This is a genomic window from Falsiruegeria sp. JB4-1 (genome assembly GCF_055693495.1).
On the sequence record NZ_JBVFTZ010000001.1, the window covers coordinates 3,666,282 to 3,680,325 of the forward strand.

A 14,044-nucleotide genomic window follows, 5' to 3' on the forward strand; every position below is an offset into this window, starting at 1 on the left:
GGGCGTCAGCTTTTCGGGCGGATCAGATCGCGGAGTTCGTTTTTGCGAATTTTCCCGGTGGTGGTCTTTGGCAGTTCGCCGAAGATCACTTTCTTGGGGCGTTGGTATCCGGCAAGGCGGGTCTTGGCGTGCGCCAGAAGCTCATCCTCGGTGGCCTCGCCGGAAAGCTCGACAAAGGCGCAAGGCACTTCGCCCCATTTCTCATCCGGCATCGCCACGACCGCACACAGGCTGACGGCAGGATGCGAATACAGCGCCTTTTCCACCTCGATGGAGGAAATGTTTTCCCCACCTGAAATGATGATGTCCTTGGACCGGTCGCGGATCTCGATATAGCCATCGGTGTGCTGCACCGCTATGTCACCTGACCAGAACCAGCCATCCTTGAAGGTTTTGGCAGTCTCTTCGGGCGCTTTCAGATAGCCCTTCATGACGATGTTGCCGCGAAACACAATCTCGCCCAGCGTTTCGCCATCCCATGGAACTGGCTCGCCGGTGTCAGGGTTCAGAACCAGCACGTCTTCCTGCAATTCATACGCAACGCCTTGGCGGGCCTTCAGGTTTGCCTGTTCTTCCGTTGGCAATGCTGCCCAACTCGGTTTTTCCGCGCATACCACTGCGGGGCCATAGACCTCAGTCAGGCCATAGACATGGGTGATGGAGATGCCCATGGCCTCCATTCCGGCAATCACGCTGGCTGGGGGTGGCGCTGCCGCGGTCATCATCTTGATCTTTTGCGGAAAGTCGCGTTTTTCCTCTGCCCCCGAGATCATCGACATGATGATCGGCGCACCGCAAAGATGGGTAACGCCATGATCCGCGAAGGCGTCATAGATCGCATCGGTTCGCGGCGCGCGCAGGAACACATGGGTTCCGGCAAGCATGGTGATCGTCCAGGGAAAGCACCAGCCGTTGCAGTGGAACAGCGGCAGCGTCCACAGGTAAACCGGATGATGCGGCATTTCCCAGGTGACGACGTTGTTGACCGCATTGGTCCAGGCACCGCGATGAGAATAGACAACGCCCTTGGGCCGCCCTGTGGTGCCTGACGTATAGTTCAGGGCAAGCGCGTCCCACTCATCCTCCGGCAGGGTGTAGGCGAAATCCGGGTCGCCTTCCGCCAGCAGCGCGTCATAGGTGAGCGCGCCGATTTTCTCGCCACCTGGGCCTTCGCTATCCTCGATATCGATGACCAACAGGTCACGGCCCGATTGGGCGATGGCCTCAGCCGCCAGATCGGAAAATTCGGTATCGACCAACAAAACTCTAGCTTCGCCGTGATCCAGAATATAAGCGATCGTACCCGCGTCCAGCCGTGTGTTGTTCGCGTTCAGAACCGCGCCCAGCATGGGCACAGCCAGCGCGCATTCCAGTGCCTCGGGGATATTCGGTGCGATCAGAGCGACGGTATCACCCTTGCCGATACCGCGTTGAGCCAGGGCAGAGGCCAGACGTTTGCACCTTTCCGCGACCTCTCCCCAGTTGCGCCGGATGCGGCCATGGATTTGCGCCGGTAGCTCTGGATGCACGCGCTCGACACGCTTGAGAATTGAAACCGGTGACAGGGCCGTGTGGTTCGCTGCATTACGGGCAAGCTCCGGGCCCTCGTAAATCATTCCCCAGTCCAATCTGGCATTGGTTCTTTGCGGGTGAAGGCTCCAATACCGGCCTCGGCATCCTTGGCCATCATGTTTTCCGCCATTGTGCGACCGGCAAAGGCATAGGCTTCCTCCAACGGCATCTCAGACTGCTCATAGAAGGCCCGTTTGCCGATCTTGACGGCCGAAGGGGATTTTTCGGCAATGATACGGGCCATCTCCATGGACGCTGTTTCCAGCTCTGACACAGGAACCACGCGGTTGACCAACCCCATTTCGGCGACGCGAGCTGCGGGCAGGAATTCCCCCAACAGCAGCATCTCCATCGCCAGTTTGCGCGGCACATTGCGGGACAGCGCCACCATAGGGGTTGAGCAAAAGAGCCCGATATTCACACCCGACGTGGCAAAGGTCGCATCATCGGCGGCCACGGCCAGATCACAGGACGCCACAAGCTGGCAGCCCGCCGCTGTGGCGATGCCCTTGACCTCGGCGATTACAGGTTGCGGCAAACGCACCACCCGAAACATCATCGCAGAGCATGTGGCAAACAGGTCTTGGAAATACTGAAATCCACCGTCGGCATCCGCTCGGCGCGCCGACATTTCTTTGAGGTTATGACCGGCACAAAAGTGGTTCCCGCCGCTACGCAGGATTACCGCTTTGACACTGCGATCTTCTGCGATTTGGTCAAATGTGTCTGACAGAGCGCGTAGCATCGCCTCGGACAAGGCATTAATCGACTTGGGCGCGTTCAGAGTCAGAACGGCAACGCCATCGGTGTCGGCCCGAAGGATCAGATCATCATTTTGCATTTCGCCCTCATAAGCCATTGAGTGGAACCTTCAGCATGGGTGCGCCGTTGTCGTCACACGGAATTTCACCCGCTCGCATGTTCACTTGCAGGGACGGAATAATCAGTTTCGGCATGGCCAGTTGCGCGTCGCGTTCGGTGCGGAACTTGATGAATTCTTCGCGCGATTTACCGGCACCCACATGGATGTTGTCGGCACGTTGCTGGCCAATAGTGGTTTCCCACGCGATGGCGCGCCCACCAGGGCCATAGTCGTGGCAGATGAACAGGCGCATCTCGTCCGGCAGGCTCAGCACGGTTTGGATAGAATCGTAAAGCTGCCCTGCATCACCACCCGGAAAGTCTGCGCGGGCTGAGCCGCCGTCAGGCATAAAGAGCGTGTCACCGGCAAAGGCGGCGTCGCCAATCACATGCACCATGCAGGCGGGTGTGTGGCCCGGCGTGGCAATCACAAAGGCCGTCATTTCGCCAATGGTGTAGGTGTCGCCGTCTTCAAACAGAGCATCAAACTGCGACCCGTCGCGCTGAAATTCCGTGCCTTCGTTGAATATTTTGCCAAAGGTGTCCTGAATTTCGATGATGCCTGCACCAACGCCAATTTTTCCACCCAGCTTGTCCTGAAGATAGGGCGCGGCAGACAGGTGATCAGCGTGGACATGGGTTTCGATGATCCATTCCAGCGAAAGGCCTTGCGTCCGGATGGCGTCAATCAAACGATGGGCACTGTCGTAAGTGATCCGCCCGGCGGCGTAATCCATATCCAGAACGCTGTCGATGATCGCACAGGCGTTTGATGCGGGGTCTTTCACGACATAGGAAATCGTATTGCTGGCAGGGTCAAAGAACCCTTCGACTTCAGGCTTTGCTGCCATATTGAGATTTGGGAAATTTGTTGAAGGGTCCATAATTTACTCCAGCTCGCCGCCGACCTTTTTCCAGGCGCCAACGCCTCCGGTCAGGTTCACAACGGGCGACAGCCCCATATCCATGGCCACCACCGCCGCCATTGCAGAACGCCCACCCGATGCGCAATAGAACACGTAAGTTTTATCTTGATTGAACTCCGGCTTGTGTGCCGGGCTTTCCGGGTCGATGTGGAATTCCATCATGCCGCGCGACGATGCGACCGCACCCTCAATGACTCCGGTTTTGGCCTGTTCCGTTCCGTCGCGCAGATCGACAAAAACGTGATCGGGCGAGCCTACCAAGGCCAATGCCTCTTCGGCGCTGATCGCAGGCACGGCTGTCATGGCCGCCTTTACGATGTCTTTCGCACTTTTGGTAATCGTCTGAGCCATGTTGAGTTTCCTTTTCCGATTGGTCTGAAACCAGTCCAGTATTGCGGTGAGCAGCCAGTCCAGGGGCCCGCTACACCCGCAAGCACAGGCAGAGGCCACATGAAATTCTTTGCCACTCTCAGTCAAATTGCGAGATCAAGACGGGGTTTCCAGAACGGGCGGAACAGCTCGATCTTGGGGCAGCGGTTCATCACCACTTTCAGGCCTGCTTCTTCGGCAAGCGCGGCCGCGCGGTCATCATAAACGCCGATTTGGCCCCAAAGCACCTTGGCGCCGATTGCTATGGCCTTCTCGGTGATCGCGTATAGCTCCTCTTTCGGGCGGAATACCTCGACCATATCCACGGGCCGGTCGATCTCTTCCAGCGAATGAACGACAGGTATGCCGCGAATTTCGGTCAGCTTTGGGTTTGGGTTAACAGGAATCATGTCATACCCGGTTTCATGCAGCACACGCAGCACGCCATAGCTGAACTTGGTCTTGTCGCCACTGGCGCCCACCATCGCAATGGTTTTGACCGAACGCAGGATGTCCGCCAGATATTCGGGCGCGTAATCATACAGGTGATCGATGTCAGCTTCGGGCATTTAAGCCTCCTTAGGGGTCGCGATATCCGCCTTCAGCTCATGCGGCTCTAGCGGATCAAGGAAGGGGTTGCGATAAAGTTTGTCGTGGCTTTCGACGCCAATTTCCAATGTGCAATCGCTCACCGCGCGGGCCACACACAACAGAACATAGCCATTGTTGATCTGGCGATTGTTCAACGCCACTTGCCTGCGTTGATCCACCTCACCAGCGGTCAGTTTGGCCGCACAAGTGATGCAGCCGCCGTATTTACAGCCATAGGGCAGATCGACACCCTGTTCGCGCAGAGCGTCCAGCAACGGACGGCGGGCGTCGACCTGATAGGTCGCATCATCGCGGTTGGCGATTGTGATGGTGCGCGTCTCGCTCACAGCCAGATGTCGCTTGTACAATCGCCACCGGGATAGCGGGTTTCATGGCAACGGCTGGGGCCGTTTGGCTCTTTACCAAAATCAACAACGAAATCTTCGTTGATTTTCATACCGCCGTTTTCGACATCGCAGTCGATCATCAGCATGACGCCACCCTGCGTGCGTATCTCTGGATAGAATTGGTTGTCCCAGGTCGAGAACAGCGAGGTCGTGACATACAGGCGTTTGCCATCAAGCGAGAGCTGATACATTTGCGGCCCGCCTGCCACTTTGACGCCATTGACCTCGGGCGCTTTGCCCAAAAGCCCGCCCATCCAAACCTGCCCGGTCAAAACAGGATTATGCGGGTCAGAGATGTCGTACTGGCGCATATCGCCGTGCAACCAGTTATTGAGGTAGAGGTATTTATCGTCCATCGACACAAGGATGGCCGACATCACACCGGGCACGGGAATGGGCCATTCGGGATGCGGTTCATTCTCCACATCAATGATCTTTTCCCATTCCCATTTCCCAGCTTCGGACTTCCAGAAATGGATGACATTGGCGCTGAGCGCGGCACCGCAGAACCCATGCGTGCTGTCAGGATCATGCAGAAACTTTACTTCCAACGGGATCAAGCCGTCTTCGCCGAGATACATTGTCTCGACCGGCACCTTTTTCTCAAAATCCCAGATGTGCAGGCGGCGACCGTATTTCAGGTGGCCCACTTCCTCCAGATCAAACCCTGGCATAAAAGTGTTGGGTGCGGCCCATTCGGAACTGACCATCACGTTATGGCGCGGCTGGTACCAGAAGTCATAACCAAACGGGATATCGCCCATTGAGTTTTCCCAACGACCAACGATCTCGAAGTCTTTGTTGAGGTGCAGATAACCACCGGGCGCTTCGCCCTGTGCGTCACCCAGGAAGGAAATGATGATCTCAGAGCCCAGACAATGTACGGTGTGTGGGCCGCTCAAGTTAGTTTTTGACTTGATCTCGGCCCCGTCAATCACCTTGTGCAGGCGCGGCGCAAACGGGTCCGTCGCGGTGTCGATCACATGGATATTGTTGGACCGCACGCCCGGCACCAGCAAGTACTTACGGCTCATACCTGCGTCGTCGTGACACGAGGAACACGCGTTCCAACCCATGTGATGCAATTCATCCCCGATGCCGGGCATCTCTAAGCGATGGATGACTTGTGAATAGGTCGGGCTCTCCGGGTCGGCGTCTACGGTGGCTAGGTAGTCCGGCTTCTGAATGCCCGTCCCTGTATAGATGGCAATTGTGTACAAGAGTTTTTCACGCGGCGCTTTGATCGCCTCGGCCGGGCTTGCATACCCCGGGCCACAACATGCTCCGTCCATCGTAATATTCCTCCCTTGCGCTCACCTAATAATTCTCGTAAATCGATAAAGAGATTCTCGCAAGGTAAAAATATGCATCTGGAACGCCTGACTTTCATCCTCGAAGTTGTTGGACAAAAGGGCGAGGCAACAGTGGCCGAGATTTGCGCTCACTCGGATCTCCCCAAACCCTCTGCCTACCGGTTGGTGCAGGACCTCGTCGGCGTGGGTCTTCTGGAACCTGTTGCCCGTGGTACATTCACAATCGGCTCTCGCCTGAAGCGGATCACGAAAAGCGACCACTCTGACCGTGCACTGTTAGAGGTGATTGCGCCTGCGTTAAAGCAAGCCGCTAAACAATATGGCACAGCATTCTTCCTGTCCCGCCTGCGCGGAAAATCCGTGGAAATTATTCACGTTGAAACACCTGACACTGGGGTCTCCTATCTCCATCCCGGTTTGGGGAAACGACCCTTGCATGCCTGTTCCTGCTCTAAGGCCGTTGCTGCATTCTCACCCGACTTGTTTTTAACCAGCGAAATGGAAGGCCGACTGCGCGCCTATACCGAATTCACCCTGACAAACGTGCAGGACTTGGAAGCCGAGTTTGACACCATTCGCAAGCGCGGCTTCGCAGAATGCGTGGAAGAGATTGAGCGCGGCATGTGTTCGGTGGCAGCTCCCCTTGCGCCAAGCGGGCCAGGTTCCACGATGTCCATCGGTGCAACCGGATCGGTACGGGTCTTTACGCCAGCGTTCCGCGAGAAACTCGGACCTCAGATCACCCTAATTGCGCGCGATGTATCGACAAACTTGGGCTGGGACGCGGCAACGGACACCAAACTGTCAGGTTAATTTTAAGGTAAACTTCAAACTTGGGCCTCTTCTAAATCTGATCTGAATTGACCTCCACTACACACAAACAAAAGTGCAACGACGGACGTTCGAACGTCTCGCAGCATCGGTCGCAATAGGCTCCCACCCGACTTTGTCCGCAGATGCACATGAGTTTGTTATCTTGAGTTGCCAACGTTTGGTTGGCGCTGTGGTGGAACGTGGTGGATGGGAGGAACCATCATGACCATTGCAAACTTACCTGCCATTTGAGCCTGCCACCCTGCTTGGAATAAAGGTCGCGTCGTCGGGCAAAAACGCCCTCTGATGCCGTAACATGTCTGGGCCATCCGCGTGCGGCTGGAAATCGCCGAGAACCATCGTGATCTGGCTTTGTTCAACCTTGCCATCGACAGCAAGCTTCGCGGTTGCGATTTGGTAGAACTGAAGGTCGCGGACATCTACGCATCGGGTCAGGTCAAGGAACGGGCTTCGATCATCCAAAGCATGACGCAAGGACCCGTGCGGTTCGAGATCACCGAGGGCACGCGCACTTCAATTCTGCGATGGATGGAGGAGCCACTAATGGTTGGATCCGAACACTTGTGGCCTGGTCGGTTTCACGAACGGCTGCACATTTCGACACGCCAATATGCGCGGCTTGTCCGTGAATGGGTCAAATCCATCGGTCTCGATCCCACATCGTTCGGAACCCATTCAATGAGACGAACCAAGGTTGCACACATTTATCGCAAAACTGGCAACCTGCGTGCGGTGCAACTGTTACTCGGCCATACAAAGATGGATAGCACCGTTCGATACCTTGGCGTCGAACTCGAAGATGCGCTAGCGATTTCAGAAGCCATTGAGATTTAGAAACGTGGGCCGTCTTCGCGGACGGCCCAATGCTGACCTAGGCGGTTCTTGCAGCGAATGGGTGGGTTGAGCCCAAAGTACCAAATACAACGCTTGCTCTCGTCAGAGACTTCCCACTACGAGTTTTCTCTGCGGTCCAACCTGAATACTTCGATGGGTTCGCGTATGCCCTTGAGCGTGAACTCGCCAGAAGAGATCGAAGGACAGTCGTCCTCCACGGCAACGGCAGCTCGTGCACTCAGGAGGATTTCGCCGTCCTCAGCCAGTTCGCAAAGGCGCGAAGCGACGTTGATCGCTGTGCCTGATGCAGTGTACTCGGACCGCCCTTCGTAACCCACCATGCCAACAGTGGCATAGCCCAGCGACACGCCGACCCCAAAACCCAGTCGGAATCCCATGCGCTTCCAGTGTTTTGCCAACTCGTCCATGCGAGAGCGCATCGCGACAGCAAGGCGGACAGCATCTCCGGCTGGATCCGGGCAAGGGATCGGATCGTTGAACAGCACCATGATTCCATCACCCATGCGATGATCTACACCCGCGCCATGGGCGTTGATCAACTTGCCCATTTCCTCGTGATAGGTTTGCAACACCTCGATGGTTTCTTCCGGTTCGGCGATCTCGCAGAAAGCTGTGAACCCACGGATGTCACAGAACAGGACCCCTAGTAGTGCGCGGTGGCTCGCCAGCATCTTTTCCGAGCCGGATGAGATTACGGTGTCCGCGACGGCGGCAGGCAGAAAACGCTTGAGCTTGCCCATGCGTTCGATCTCGCCTACCTGGTCTTTAACCCTGTCCTCAAGCTCGGAGTTGAGTGTTTCCAATGCACGGAATTGGCGAACGTTTTCTATCGCGATGACCGCCTGCGCCGCAAAGGTTTCGACCATTCGAATTTCATCCGCCGTGAAAGGGCGGACCTCTCGGCGGCTTAGATTCAGGCATCCAAATGCAATTGCGTTCTTCACCAGCGGTATAGTCAAAAAAGTGCGAATCCCGACCTCATCAACGAGCTTGCGCCGCACTGGATCGCCTTCAAAGTACAGTGGATCATTTGCCATATCGGGCGTGTGAATCGTGCGGGACTCTCGAACCGTGACCGCAATCTGCAATGGTCCAGTCAGGTCAAACTCCGTACCCTTGGGGAAGTGATCCGACATCGGGCCGAATGCCGCTGCATACGCCAAATGGGTGCCTTGTGAATTGACCAAGCTGATCCCGGCGAGATGGGCGTCGGTGAGGTGTCCGGCGTTTGACACGATAGCATCCAGAACCGGCTGCTCATTGTCCCTAGACTGGCTAATGATCTTAAGAATTTCTGCCGAAGCCTGCTCGCGTTCCAGCCGAGTTCTTACTTCCCGAAACTGGCGCCCATTCTCAATGGCAATGACAGCCTGAGCTGCAAAGCTCTCGACCAAATGGATTTCGGTCTCGATGAACGGTCTAACTTCTTTGCGGCTAAGTGCTATCGCACCAATCGCTTGCGGTCCGGAAAGTAATGGCACCACTAGCCAAGAGCGCACTCCTTCAACATCGACTACATGGCTGATGATGGGGTCATTTTTGCGATAAAAATCGGTGTCGCTCAGATCGGCAATGTTGACGGTCAGACCAGATCGGATAGCTTCCGGAATCGGCCTGCCGCTGTCCAAGGGCGCGGATCCCCCGACACTGAAGGCCGTTTCCTCAAACCCCCAGTAAGCGGCAATTTCGAACTGTGTGCGTTCAATGTTGGCGAGTTGCAGAGAGGCTTGGCTTGCCTCGCATAACACCGCCGCCTGTGTGAGGATGGCTTCGAACACAGGTCCTTCGTCATCGCGAGACTTTTGAATGACTTGGAGGATGGACCGGGTCGCTTCTTCGCGTCTAAGACCACGGTGCAGTTCGGTCAGAAGACTTTCCCGTGTTGTGTCATTCTCCATGCCGGGTACAACCTACCTTGAGGTTCATTTGGTCACTTACGGTAAGCTATACGTGTCAGCCGGAACTTGCCAGACTGTAAAGCCTTGATCGTAATTCGAAGGTCGGCCTTGTCCGCATGCTGGACATTTCCCTTAGAACCAGCCCGTGAAGGCTTTCGACCAATATGCGAACATCACACCGTTGCTCTCTGACGAACGTCGTGCCGATTGGGCTGCACCACAAATGCGATGCAGCCCTGCTTTCGTTCCAAAAAGAAACATTATCCAGTCAATTCCCGCCGCAAAGTTCAAGCTGAACCAGCGACCAGGGCAACGCCGTCAGTCGAGCTTGAGCAGCATGTCCTTTTCATAGGCCGCCAGGTCGGCAAACTTGCCTGCCTGCACCTGGTTGGCCCAATCGGGGTTGGCGATCAGGGCGCGGCCGATGGCGACCATGTCGAACTCGTTCCGGTCCATCCGGTCCACCAGATTGTCGAGGCTGGCGGGTTCTGCGGCCTTGAAGTCAGCGGTACCGTCTTCGGGCAAGAAATCGGCGTTCAGGCCCACCGATCCCACGGTGATGCAGGGTTTGCCTGTCAGTTTACGGGTCCAGCCAGCCAGATTCAGGTCCGAGCCTTCAAACTCTGGCTCCCAGAAGCGGCGGGTGGAGCAGTGGAAGATGTCGACACCGGCCTCGGCCAGCGGCTGTAGGAAAGCGCCCAGTTCTTCGGGTGTTTCACACAAACGGGCGGCGTAGTTCTGTTGCTTCCACTGCGAGAAGCGGAAGATCACGGGAAAATCGGGGCTGACGGCGGCGCGGACGGCCTTGACCACCTCTAGCGCAAACCGCGAGCGCGCGGCCAGATCGCCGCCATATGCGTCGTCGCGCTGGTTGGTGCCGTCCCAGAAGAACTGGTCGATCAGGTAACCATGAGCCCCATGGATTTCGACGGCATCAAATCCGATCGCTTCTGCGTCTTTGGCGGCCTTGGCAAAGGCGGCCACAACATCGTTGATGTCGTCCTGTGTCATGGCGTGCCCCCGGACCTTGCCCGGAACGGCCATTCCGCTGGGGCTATAGCCCGGTGTGTCGCCGCCTGGGTTGATGCCGGGTCTACGGATCGCGCCCACGTGCCAGATCTGCGGGGCGATCTTGCCGCCAGCCTTGTGCACGGCCTCGACCACGCGTTTCCACCCGGCCAGTGCCTTGTCCCCATAAAATGCAGGCACATTCGGATACGCGATGGCAGCGGGGTGATCGACAAAGGTGCCCTCAGTAATGATCAGGCCCACGCCCCCCTCGGCCCGACGGCGATAGTAATCCACCACCGCGTCATTCGGAACGTTGCCCGGCGACATGGTGCGCGTCATGGGGGCCATGACGACGCGGTTTTTCAACGTCAGTTTTTCAGTATCCAGCGGGCGGAACAGGGCGTCAGCCTGAGTCATGTTTCTTGGTCCTGCAATCTATGTCTGACAAAAAAGGGGGCGGCCCGTTGAGCCGCCCCCGCGCGATGCTATATCACGCAATCTCGGTCACGAAGGTTTCTTTCGACTTGCGGACCTTTTTCATCGGCAGCAGCCAGTCGGCGTCTTCCTGACGATAGCCCAGCGGCAAAAGCACGACCGAGCGCAGGCCCTTTTCGCTCAGGCCCAGGATCTCATCGACCTTGGCAGGATCAAAACCTTCCATCGGGGTACTGTCGACGTCCAGCTCGGCAGCCGCGGCCAGGGCAAAGCCCAGCGCGATATAGGCCTGACGGGCAGCGTGGTCGTGGTTCACCTGCGCGTCACGCGGCAGGTAGTTGGCTTTGAGGTTCTCGTAATACTGGTTCAGCATCGGGATCTCGCCGCGCTCGTTTGTCATCTGCTGGGTCACCGCGTCGATGCGGTCGGCCGAATAGTTGTCCCAGGCCGCAAACACCAGCAGGTGCGACCCTTCGGTGATCTGGGCCTGATCCCAGGCGTGGGGGCGGATCTGGGCGCGGATGTCGGGGTTGGTCACGACAAACAGTTCAAACGGCTGGGTGCCACTGGATGTGGGGGCCATACGCACAGCCTCGACGATCTGGTCGACCTTGTCTTGCTCAACCGGTTTGGCGGGGTCCATCTTCTTGGTTGCGTAGCGCCAGTTCAGCTTGTCGATCAGGGTGCTTTTGGTCATGTCTTGCGTCCTTTGATGGGCATCTGCCCAGGGGTGGTATAATTTTGTAACCGGCTATATATGTGACACCAGATAGCCCCACAAGAAGGCACATGTCTGAGCCCCGGTCACATAGAGGGAACCACCGCCATGAACAAAGCCAATCAATGCCCTGAATGTGGACGCATAAACGAGGTTCTGGGCCGCGTCGGTGACCGGTGGAGCGTGCTGATCGTGATCTCTCTGGCACGCTACGGTACGCTGCGGTTCAACGAGCTCAAGCGTCATCTGGGCATTTCCCAGCGCATGCTAAGCCTGACCTTGCGTGCTTTGGAGCGCGACGGGTTGGTCAACCGAACCTATCACCCGACAATCCCGCCCAAGGTGGAATATTCGCTGACCCCGCTGGGGCAGTCGTTTCGCAAGCCGGTTGAGGTTATGGGCCTGTGGGCGCTGGAGAACCTGAACGCCATTGATCAGGCGCGCGAAGCCTATGACGCGCAGGCCGCAATGGAAGACGCGTAACGTCTCAAAGAATAGTCTTTTGGATTGTGGGCCGCTCCTCCTAGAGTGGTGGCAATCAAAGGAAAAATTCAGGGGGATTTACGCGTGGGTATTATTACCAGCACATTTCCGGACGTTACCTTGTCCGATCAGACCATCACACAGCGGGTGTTTGAGGGGATCGACCCCGAGATGACCATTCTGATCGATGGGCCATCAGGGCGCAGCTACACCGGGGCGCAGTTCATCGGTGCGGTCAAATCGTTGGCTGGCGGATTGGACGCGCGTGACATGGGAGCAGGCAAATGCGTGGCCTTGATGCTGCCCAACATCCCGGAATATTGCATCGCCTTTCACGGTGTCGCCTGGGCCGGGGGCACGGTCACCACGATCAACCCGACCTATACAGCGCATGAGGTGAACCATCAGCTGATGGACGCGTCCGCCGACGTTCTTGTCACCATCGAAATGTTTTTGGACACCGCACGCGAGGCCGCCAAGGGCACGGGTGTTACCGAAATCGTGGTGATCGGAGATGCGCCCGAAGGCACGCTGGCTTTTACCGATTTGATGGGCGCGCCGATGGCCGAACAGGCCCCGGTTGATGTGGCTGGTCACGTGGTGGCGCTTCCTTACTCGTCGGGTACGACGGGCCTGCCCAAGGGGGTGATGCTGACCCACCAGAACCTGGTGGTGAACACCGATCAGACGCTAGTGCCGTCGGACCTGACCAATGGCGAGCGGACGGTGGTTTTCCTGCCGTTCTTTCACATCTACGGCCTGCAGGTGATGATGAACATCTATCTGGCTGCAGGTGGTGCGCTGGTCACCATGCCCCGGTTCGATCTGGAGCAATATCTGGACCTGATCAGCGAACACAAAACACCTCGGCTATGGATCGTGCCGCCAGTGGCGCTGGCGCTGGCGATGCACCCGCTCATTGACAAATATGACCTGTCGTTTGCCGACCAGATCTTCTGCGCCGCCGCGCCCTTGGGGGCAGATGTGGGCGATGCTTTGGCCGGGCGGTTAGATGCACGGGTCAATCAGGGCTATGGCATGACCGAGCTAAGCCCGGTCAGCCATATCTCTCCCAATGGGGTGGGCAAATCCGGAGCCTCGGGCGTCACCATCCCCAGCACCGAATGCCGGATCGTGAACATCGAAACGATGGAGGATGCCGCGGACGGCGAGGACGGCGAGCTGTGGATCCGCGGACCGCAGGTGATGAAGGGCTATCTGAACAACCCCACCGCCACGGCCGAGACCATTGTTGACGGCGGTTGGCTGCGTACCGGTGACATCGCGCATTTCGATGACGAGGGGTTCGTTTATATCACCGACCGCCTGAAGGAACTGATCAAGTACAAGGGCTTCCAGGTGGCCCCGGCGGAGCTCGAAGCAGAGCTTCTCACCCATCCCGATATCGTGGACGCCGCCGTTATCGGCAAACCCGATGACGAGGCGGGCGAGTTGCCCATGGCCTTTATCGTCGCCGCACCTGGCAAAGAAGCTCCGGATTTAAAGTCGTTGCAAGGATATCTGGGCGACCGTCTGGCGCATTACAAACAGGTTCGCGTGCTCGAGGTAATCGACGAAGTGCCAAAATCGCCCTCGGGCAAGATTTTGCGTCGTTTTTTGAAAGACCGCATCGCTGGCTGACGTGCTAGGGCTTGGATGAAGGGATCAGGCGGGTGCTTTCGGCATCCGCCTTTTTCGTCCGGCACGACACGAAAGGCAGCACCATGAGCACCCCCACCAATTTCCTGGTCATCATCTCGGACGAACATCG

At 57.2% G+C, this 14,044-nt stretch carries 14 protein-coding genes; 4 read left to right on the forward strand and 10 right to left on the reverse strand.

Features of this window, described 5'->3' with window-relative positions; genetic code table 11:
• Nucleotides 1–5 precede the first annotated feature (5 nt).
• The 7 genes from ACZ1HE_RS18660 to ACZ1HE_RS18690 all read right to left on the reverse strand — a co-directional run bounded on the left by ACZ1HE_RS18660 (nt 6) and on the right by ACZ1HE_RS18690 (nt 6,018).
• A complete protein-coding gene (locus tag ACZ1HE_RS18660; RefSeq protein ID WP_472623234.1) occupies nt 6–1,616 on the reverse strand; it encodes an acyl-CoA synthetase in 1,611 nt (536 codons plus the stop codon).
• Nucleotides 1,613–2,431, reverse strand: coding sequence for an enoyl-CoA hydratase (locus ACZ1HE_RS18665; RefSeq protein WP_472623236.1), 819 nt, complete (start codon nt 2,429–2,431; stop codon nt 1,613–1,615). Before ACZ1HE_RS18665 ends, ACZ1HE_RS18660 begins: the two co-directional genes overlap by 4 nt.
• Nucleotides 2,421–3,284, reverse strand: coding sequence for an MBL fold metallo-hydrolase (locus ACZ1HE_RS18670; RefSeq protein ID WP_472623238.1), 864 nt, complete (start codon nt 3,282–3,284; stop codon nt 2,421–2,423). Before ACZ1HE_RS18670 ends, ACZ1HE_RS18665 begins: the two co-directional genes overlap by 11 nt.
• A 36-nt stretch (nt 3,285–3,320) precedes the next feature.
• On the reverse strand, nt 3,321–3,710 hold the full coding sequence (locus ACZ1HE_RS18675; RefSeq protein WP_472623240.1) for a rhodanese-like domain-containing protein: 390 nt from the start codon (nt 3,708–3,710) through the stop codon (nt 3,321–3,323).
• Nucleotides 3,711–3,832: 122 nt separating this feature from the next.
• On the reverse strand, nt 3,833–4,297 hold the full coding sequence (locus ACZ1HE_RS18680) for a CoA-binding protein (protein ID WP_472623242.1): 465 nt from the start codon (nt 4,295–4,297) through the stop codon (nt 3,833–3,835).
• Complete coding sequence (locus ACZ1HE_RS18685) at nt 4,298–4,666, reverse strand: 2Fe-2S iron-sulfur cluster-binding protein (protein ID WP_472623244.1); 369 nt, start codon at nt 4,664–4,666, stop codon at nt 4,298–4,300.
• On the reverse strand, nt 4,663–6,018 hold the full coding sequence (locus tag ACZ1HE_RS18690) for a selenium-binding family protein (protein ID WP_472623246.1): 1,356 nt from the start codon (nt 6,016–6,018) through the stop codon (nt 4,663–4,665). Before ACZ1HE_RS18690 ends, ACZ1HE_RS18685 begins: the two co-directional genes overlap by 4 nt.
• Nucleotides 6,019–6,090: 72 nt before the next feature.
• On the opposite strand from ACZ1HE_RS18690, the gene ACZ1HE_RS18695 reads away from it, so the two are divergent.
• Nucleotides 6,091–6,852 carry an IclR family transcriptional regulator gene (locus ACZ1HE_RS18695; RefSeq protein ID WP_472623248.1) on the forward strand — a complete coding sequence of 254 codons (762 nt, stop codon included), beginning with the start codon at nt 6,091–6,093 and terminating at the stop codon, nt 6,850–6,852.
• A 333-nt stretch (nt 6,853–7,185) separates the two neighbouring features.
• Nucleotides 7,186–7,707 carry a tyrosine-type recombinase/integrase gene (locus tag ACZ1HE_RS18700; RefSeq protein ID WP_472623250.1) on the forward strand — a complete coding sequence of 174 codons (522 nt, stop codon included), beginning with the start codon at nt 7,186–7,188 and terminating at the stop codon, nt 7,705–7,707.
• A 116-nt stretch (nt 7,708–7,823) separates the two neighbouring features.
• Here the strand turns inward: ACZ1HE_RS18700 and ACZ1HE_RS18705 are convergent, their stop codons facing one another.
• From ACZ1HE_RS18705 to ACZ1HE_RS18715, 3 genes are all read right to left on the reverse strand, one after another.
• Nucleotides 7,824–9,626 (reverse strand): GAF domain-containing protein, encoded by a 1,803-nt coding sequence (locus tag ACZ1HE_RS18705; RefSeq protein WP_472623252.1) that lies wholly within the window; start codon nt 9,624–9,626, stop codon nt 7,824–7,826.
• 318 nt (nt 9,627–9,944) lie between these two features.
• Nucleotides 9,945–11,054, reverse strand: coding sequence for an NADH:flavin oxidoreductase (locus ACZ1HE_RS18710; protein WP_472623254.1), 1,110 nt, complete (start codon nt 11,052–11,054; stop codon nt 9,945–9,947).
• A 73-nt stretch (nt 11,055–11,127) separates the two neighbouring features.
• Complete coding sequence (locus tag ACZ1HE_RS18715; RefSeq protein WP_472623256.1) at nt 11,128–11,769, reverse strand: NAD(P)H-dependent oxidoreductase; 642 nt, start codon at nt 11,767–11,769, stop codon at nt 11,128–11,130.
• Nucleotides 11,770–11,898: 129 nt separating this feature from the next.
• Here ACZ1HE_RS18715 and ACZ1HE_RS18720 point away from each other — a divergent pair, with 129 nt between their 5' ends.
• Together ACZ1HE_RS18720 and ACZ1HE_RS18725 are read left to right on the forward strand one after the other, a co-directional pair.
• Nucleotides 11,899–12,273: a winged helix-turn-helix transcriptional regulator gene (locus ACZ1HE_RS18720; protein WP_472623258.1), complete on the forward strand. Its 375-nt coding sequence runs from the start codon at nt 11,899–11,901 to the stop codon at nt 12,271–12,273.
• Between the two features lie 84 nt (nt 12,274–12,357).
• The gene (locus ACZ1HE_RS18725; protein WP_472623260.1) at nt 12,358–13,914 is read left to right on the forward strand and encodes an AMP-binding protein; all 1,557 of its coding nucleotides are present in this window, start codon (nt 12,358–12,360) and stop codon (nt 13,912–13,914) included.
• Nucleotides 13,915–14,044: the final 130 nt, after the last annotated feature.

Bases quoted from the DNA above. Each gene is read 5' to 3' on its own strand.
- ACZ1HE_RS18720 (WP_472623258.1), top strand. From the start codon at position 11,899: ATGAACAAAGCCAATCAATGCCCTGAATGTGGACGCATAAACGAGGTT.
- ACZ1HE_RS18690 (WP_472623246.1), bottom strand. From the start codon at position 6,018: ATGGACGGAGCATGTTGTGGCCCGGGGTATGCAAGCCCGGCCGAGGCG.
- ACZ1HE_RS18710 (WP_472623254.1), bottom strand. From the start codon at position 11,054: ATGACTCAGGCTGACGCCCTGTTCCGCCCGCTGGATACTGAAAAACTG.
- ACZ1HE_RS18705 (WP_472623252.1), bottom strand. From the start codon at position 9,626: ATGGAGAATGACACAACACGGGAAAGTCTTCTGACCGAACTGCACCGT.
- ACZ1HE_RS18670 (WP_472623238.1), bottom strand. From the start codon at position 3,284: ATGGCAGCAAAGCCTGAAGTCGAAGGGTTCTTTGACCCTGCCAGCAAT.
- ACZ1HE_RS18715 (WP_472623256.1), bottom strand. From the start codon at position 11,769: ATGACCAAAAGCACCCTGATCGACAAGCTGAACTGGCGCTACGCAACC.
- ACZ1HE_RS18665 (WP_472623236.1), bottom strand. From the start codon at position 2,431: ATGGCTTATGAGGGCGAAATGCAAAATGATGATCTGATCCTTCGGGCC.
- ACZ1HE_RS18695 (WP_472623248.1), top strand. From the start codon at position 6,091: ATGCATCTGGAACGCCTGACTTTCATCCTCGAAGTTGTTGGACAAAAG.
- ACZ1HE_RS18680 (WP_472623242.1), bottom strand. From the start codon at position 4,297: ATGCCCGAAGCTGACATCGATCACCTGTATGATTACGCGCCCGAATAT.
- ACZ1HE_RS18660 (WP_472623234.1), bottom strand. From the start codon at position 1,616: ATGATTTACGAGGGCCCGGAGCTTGCCCGTAATGCAGCGAACCACACG.
- ACZ1HE_RS18675 (WP_472623240.1), bottom strand. From the start codon at position 3,710: ATGGCTCAGACGATTACCAAAAGTGCGAAAGACATCGTAAAGGCGGCC.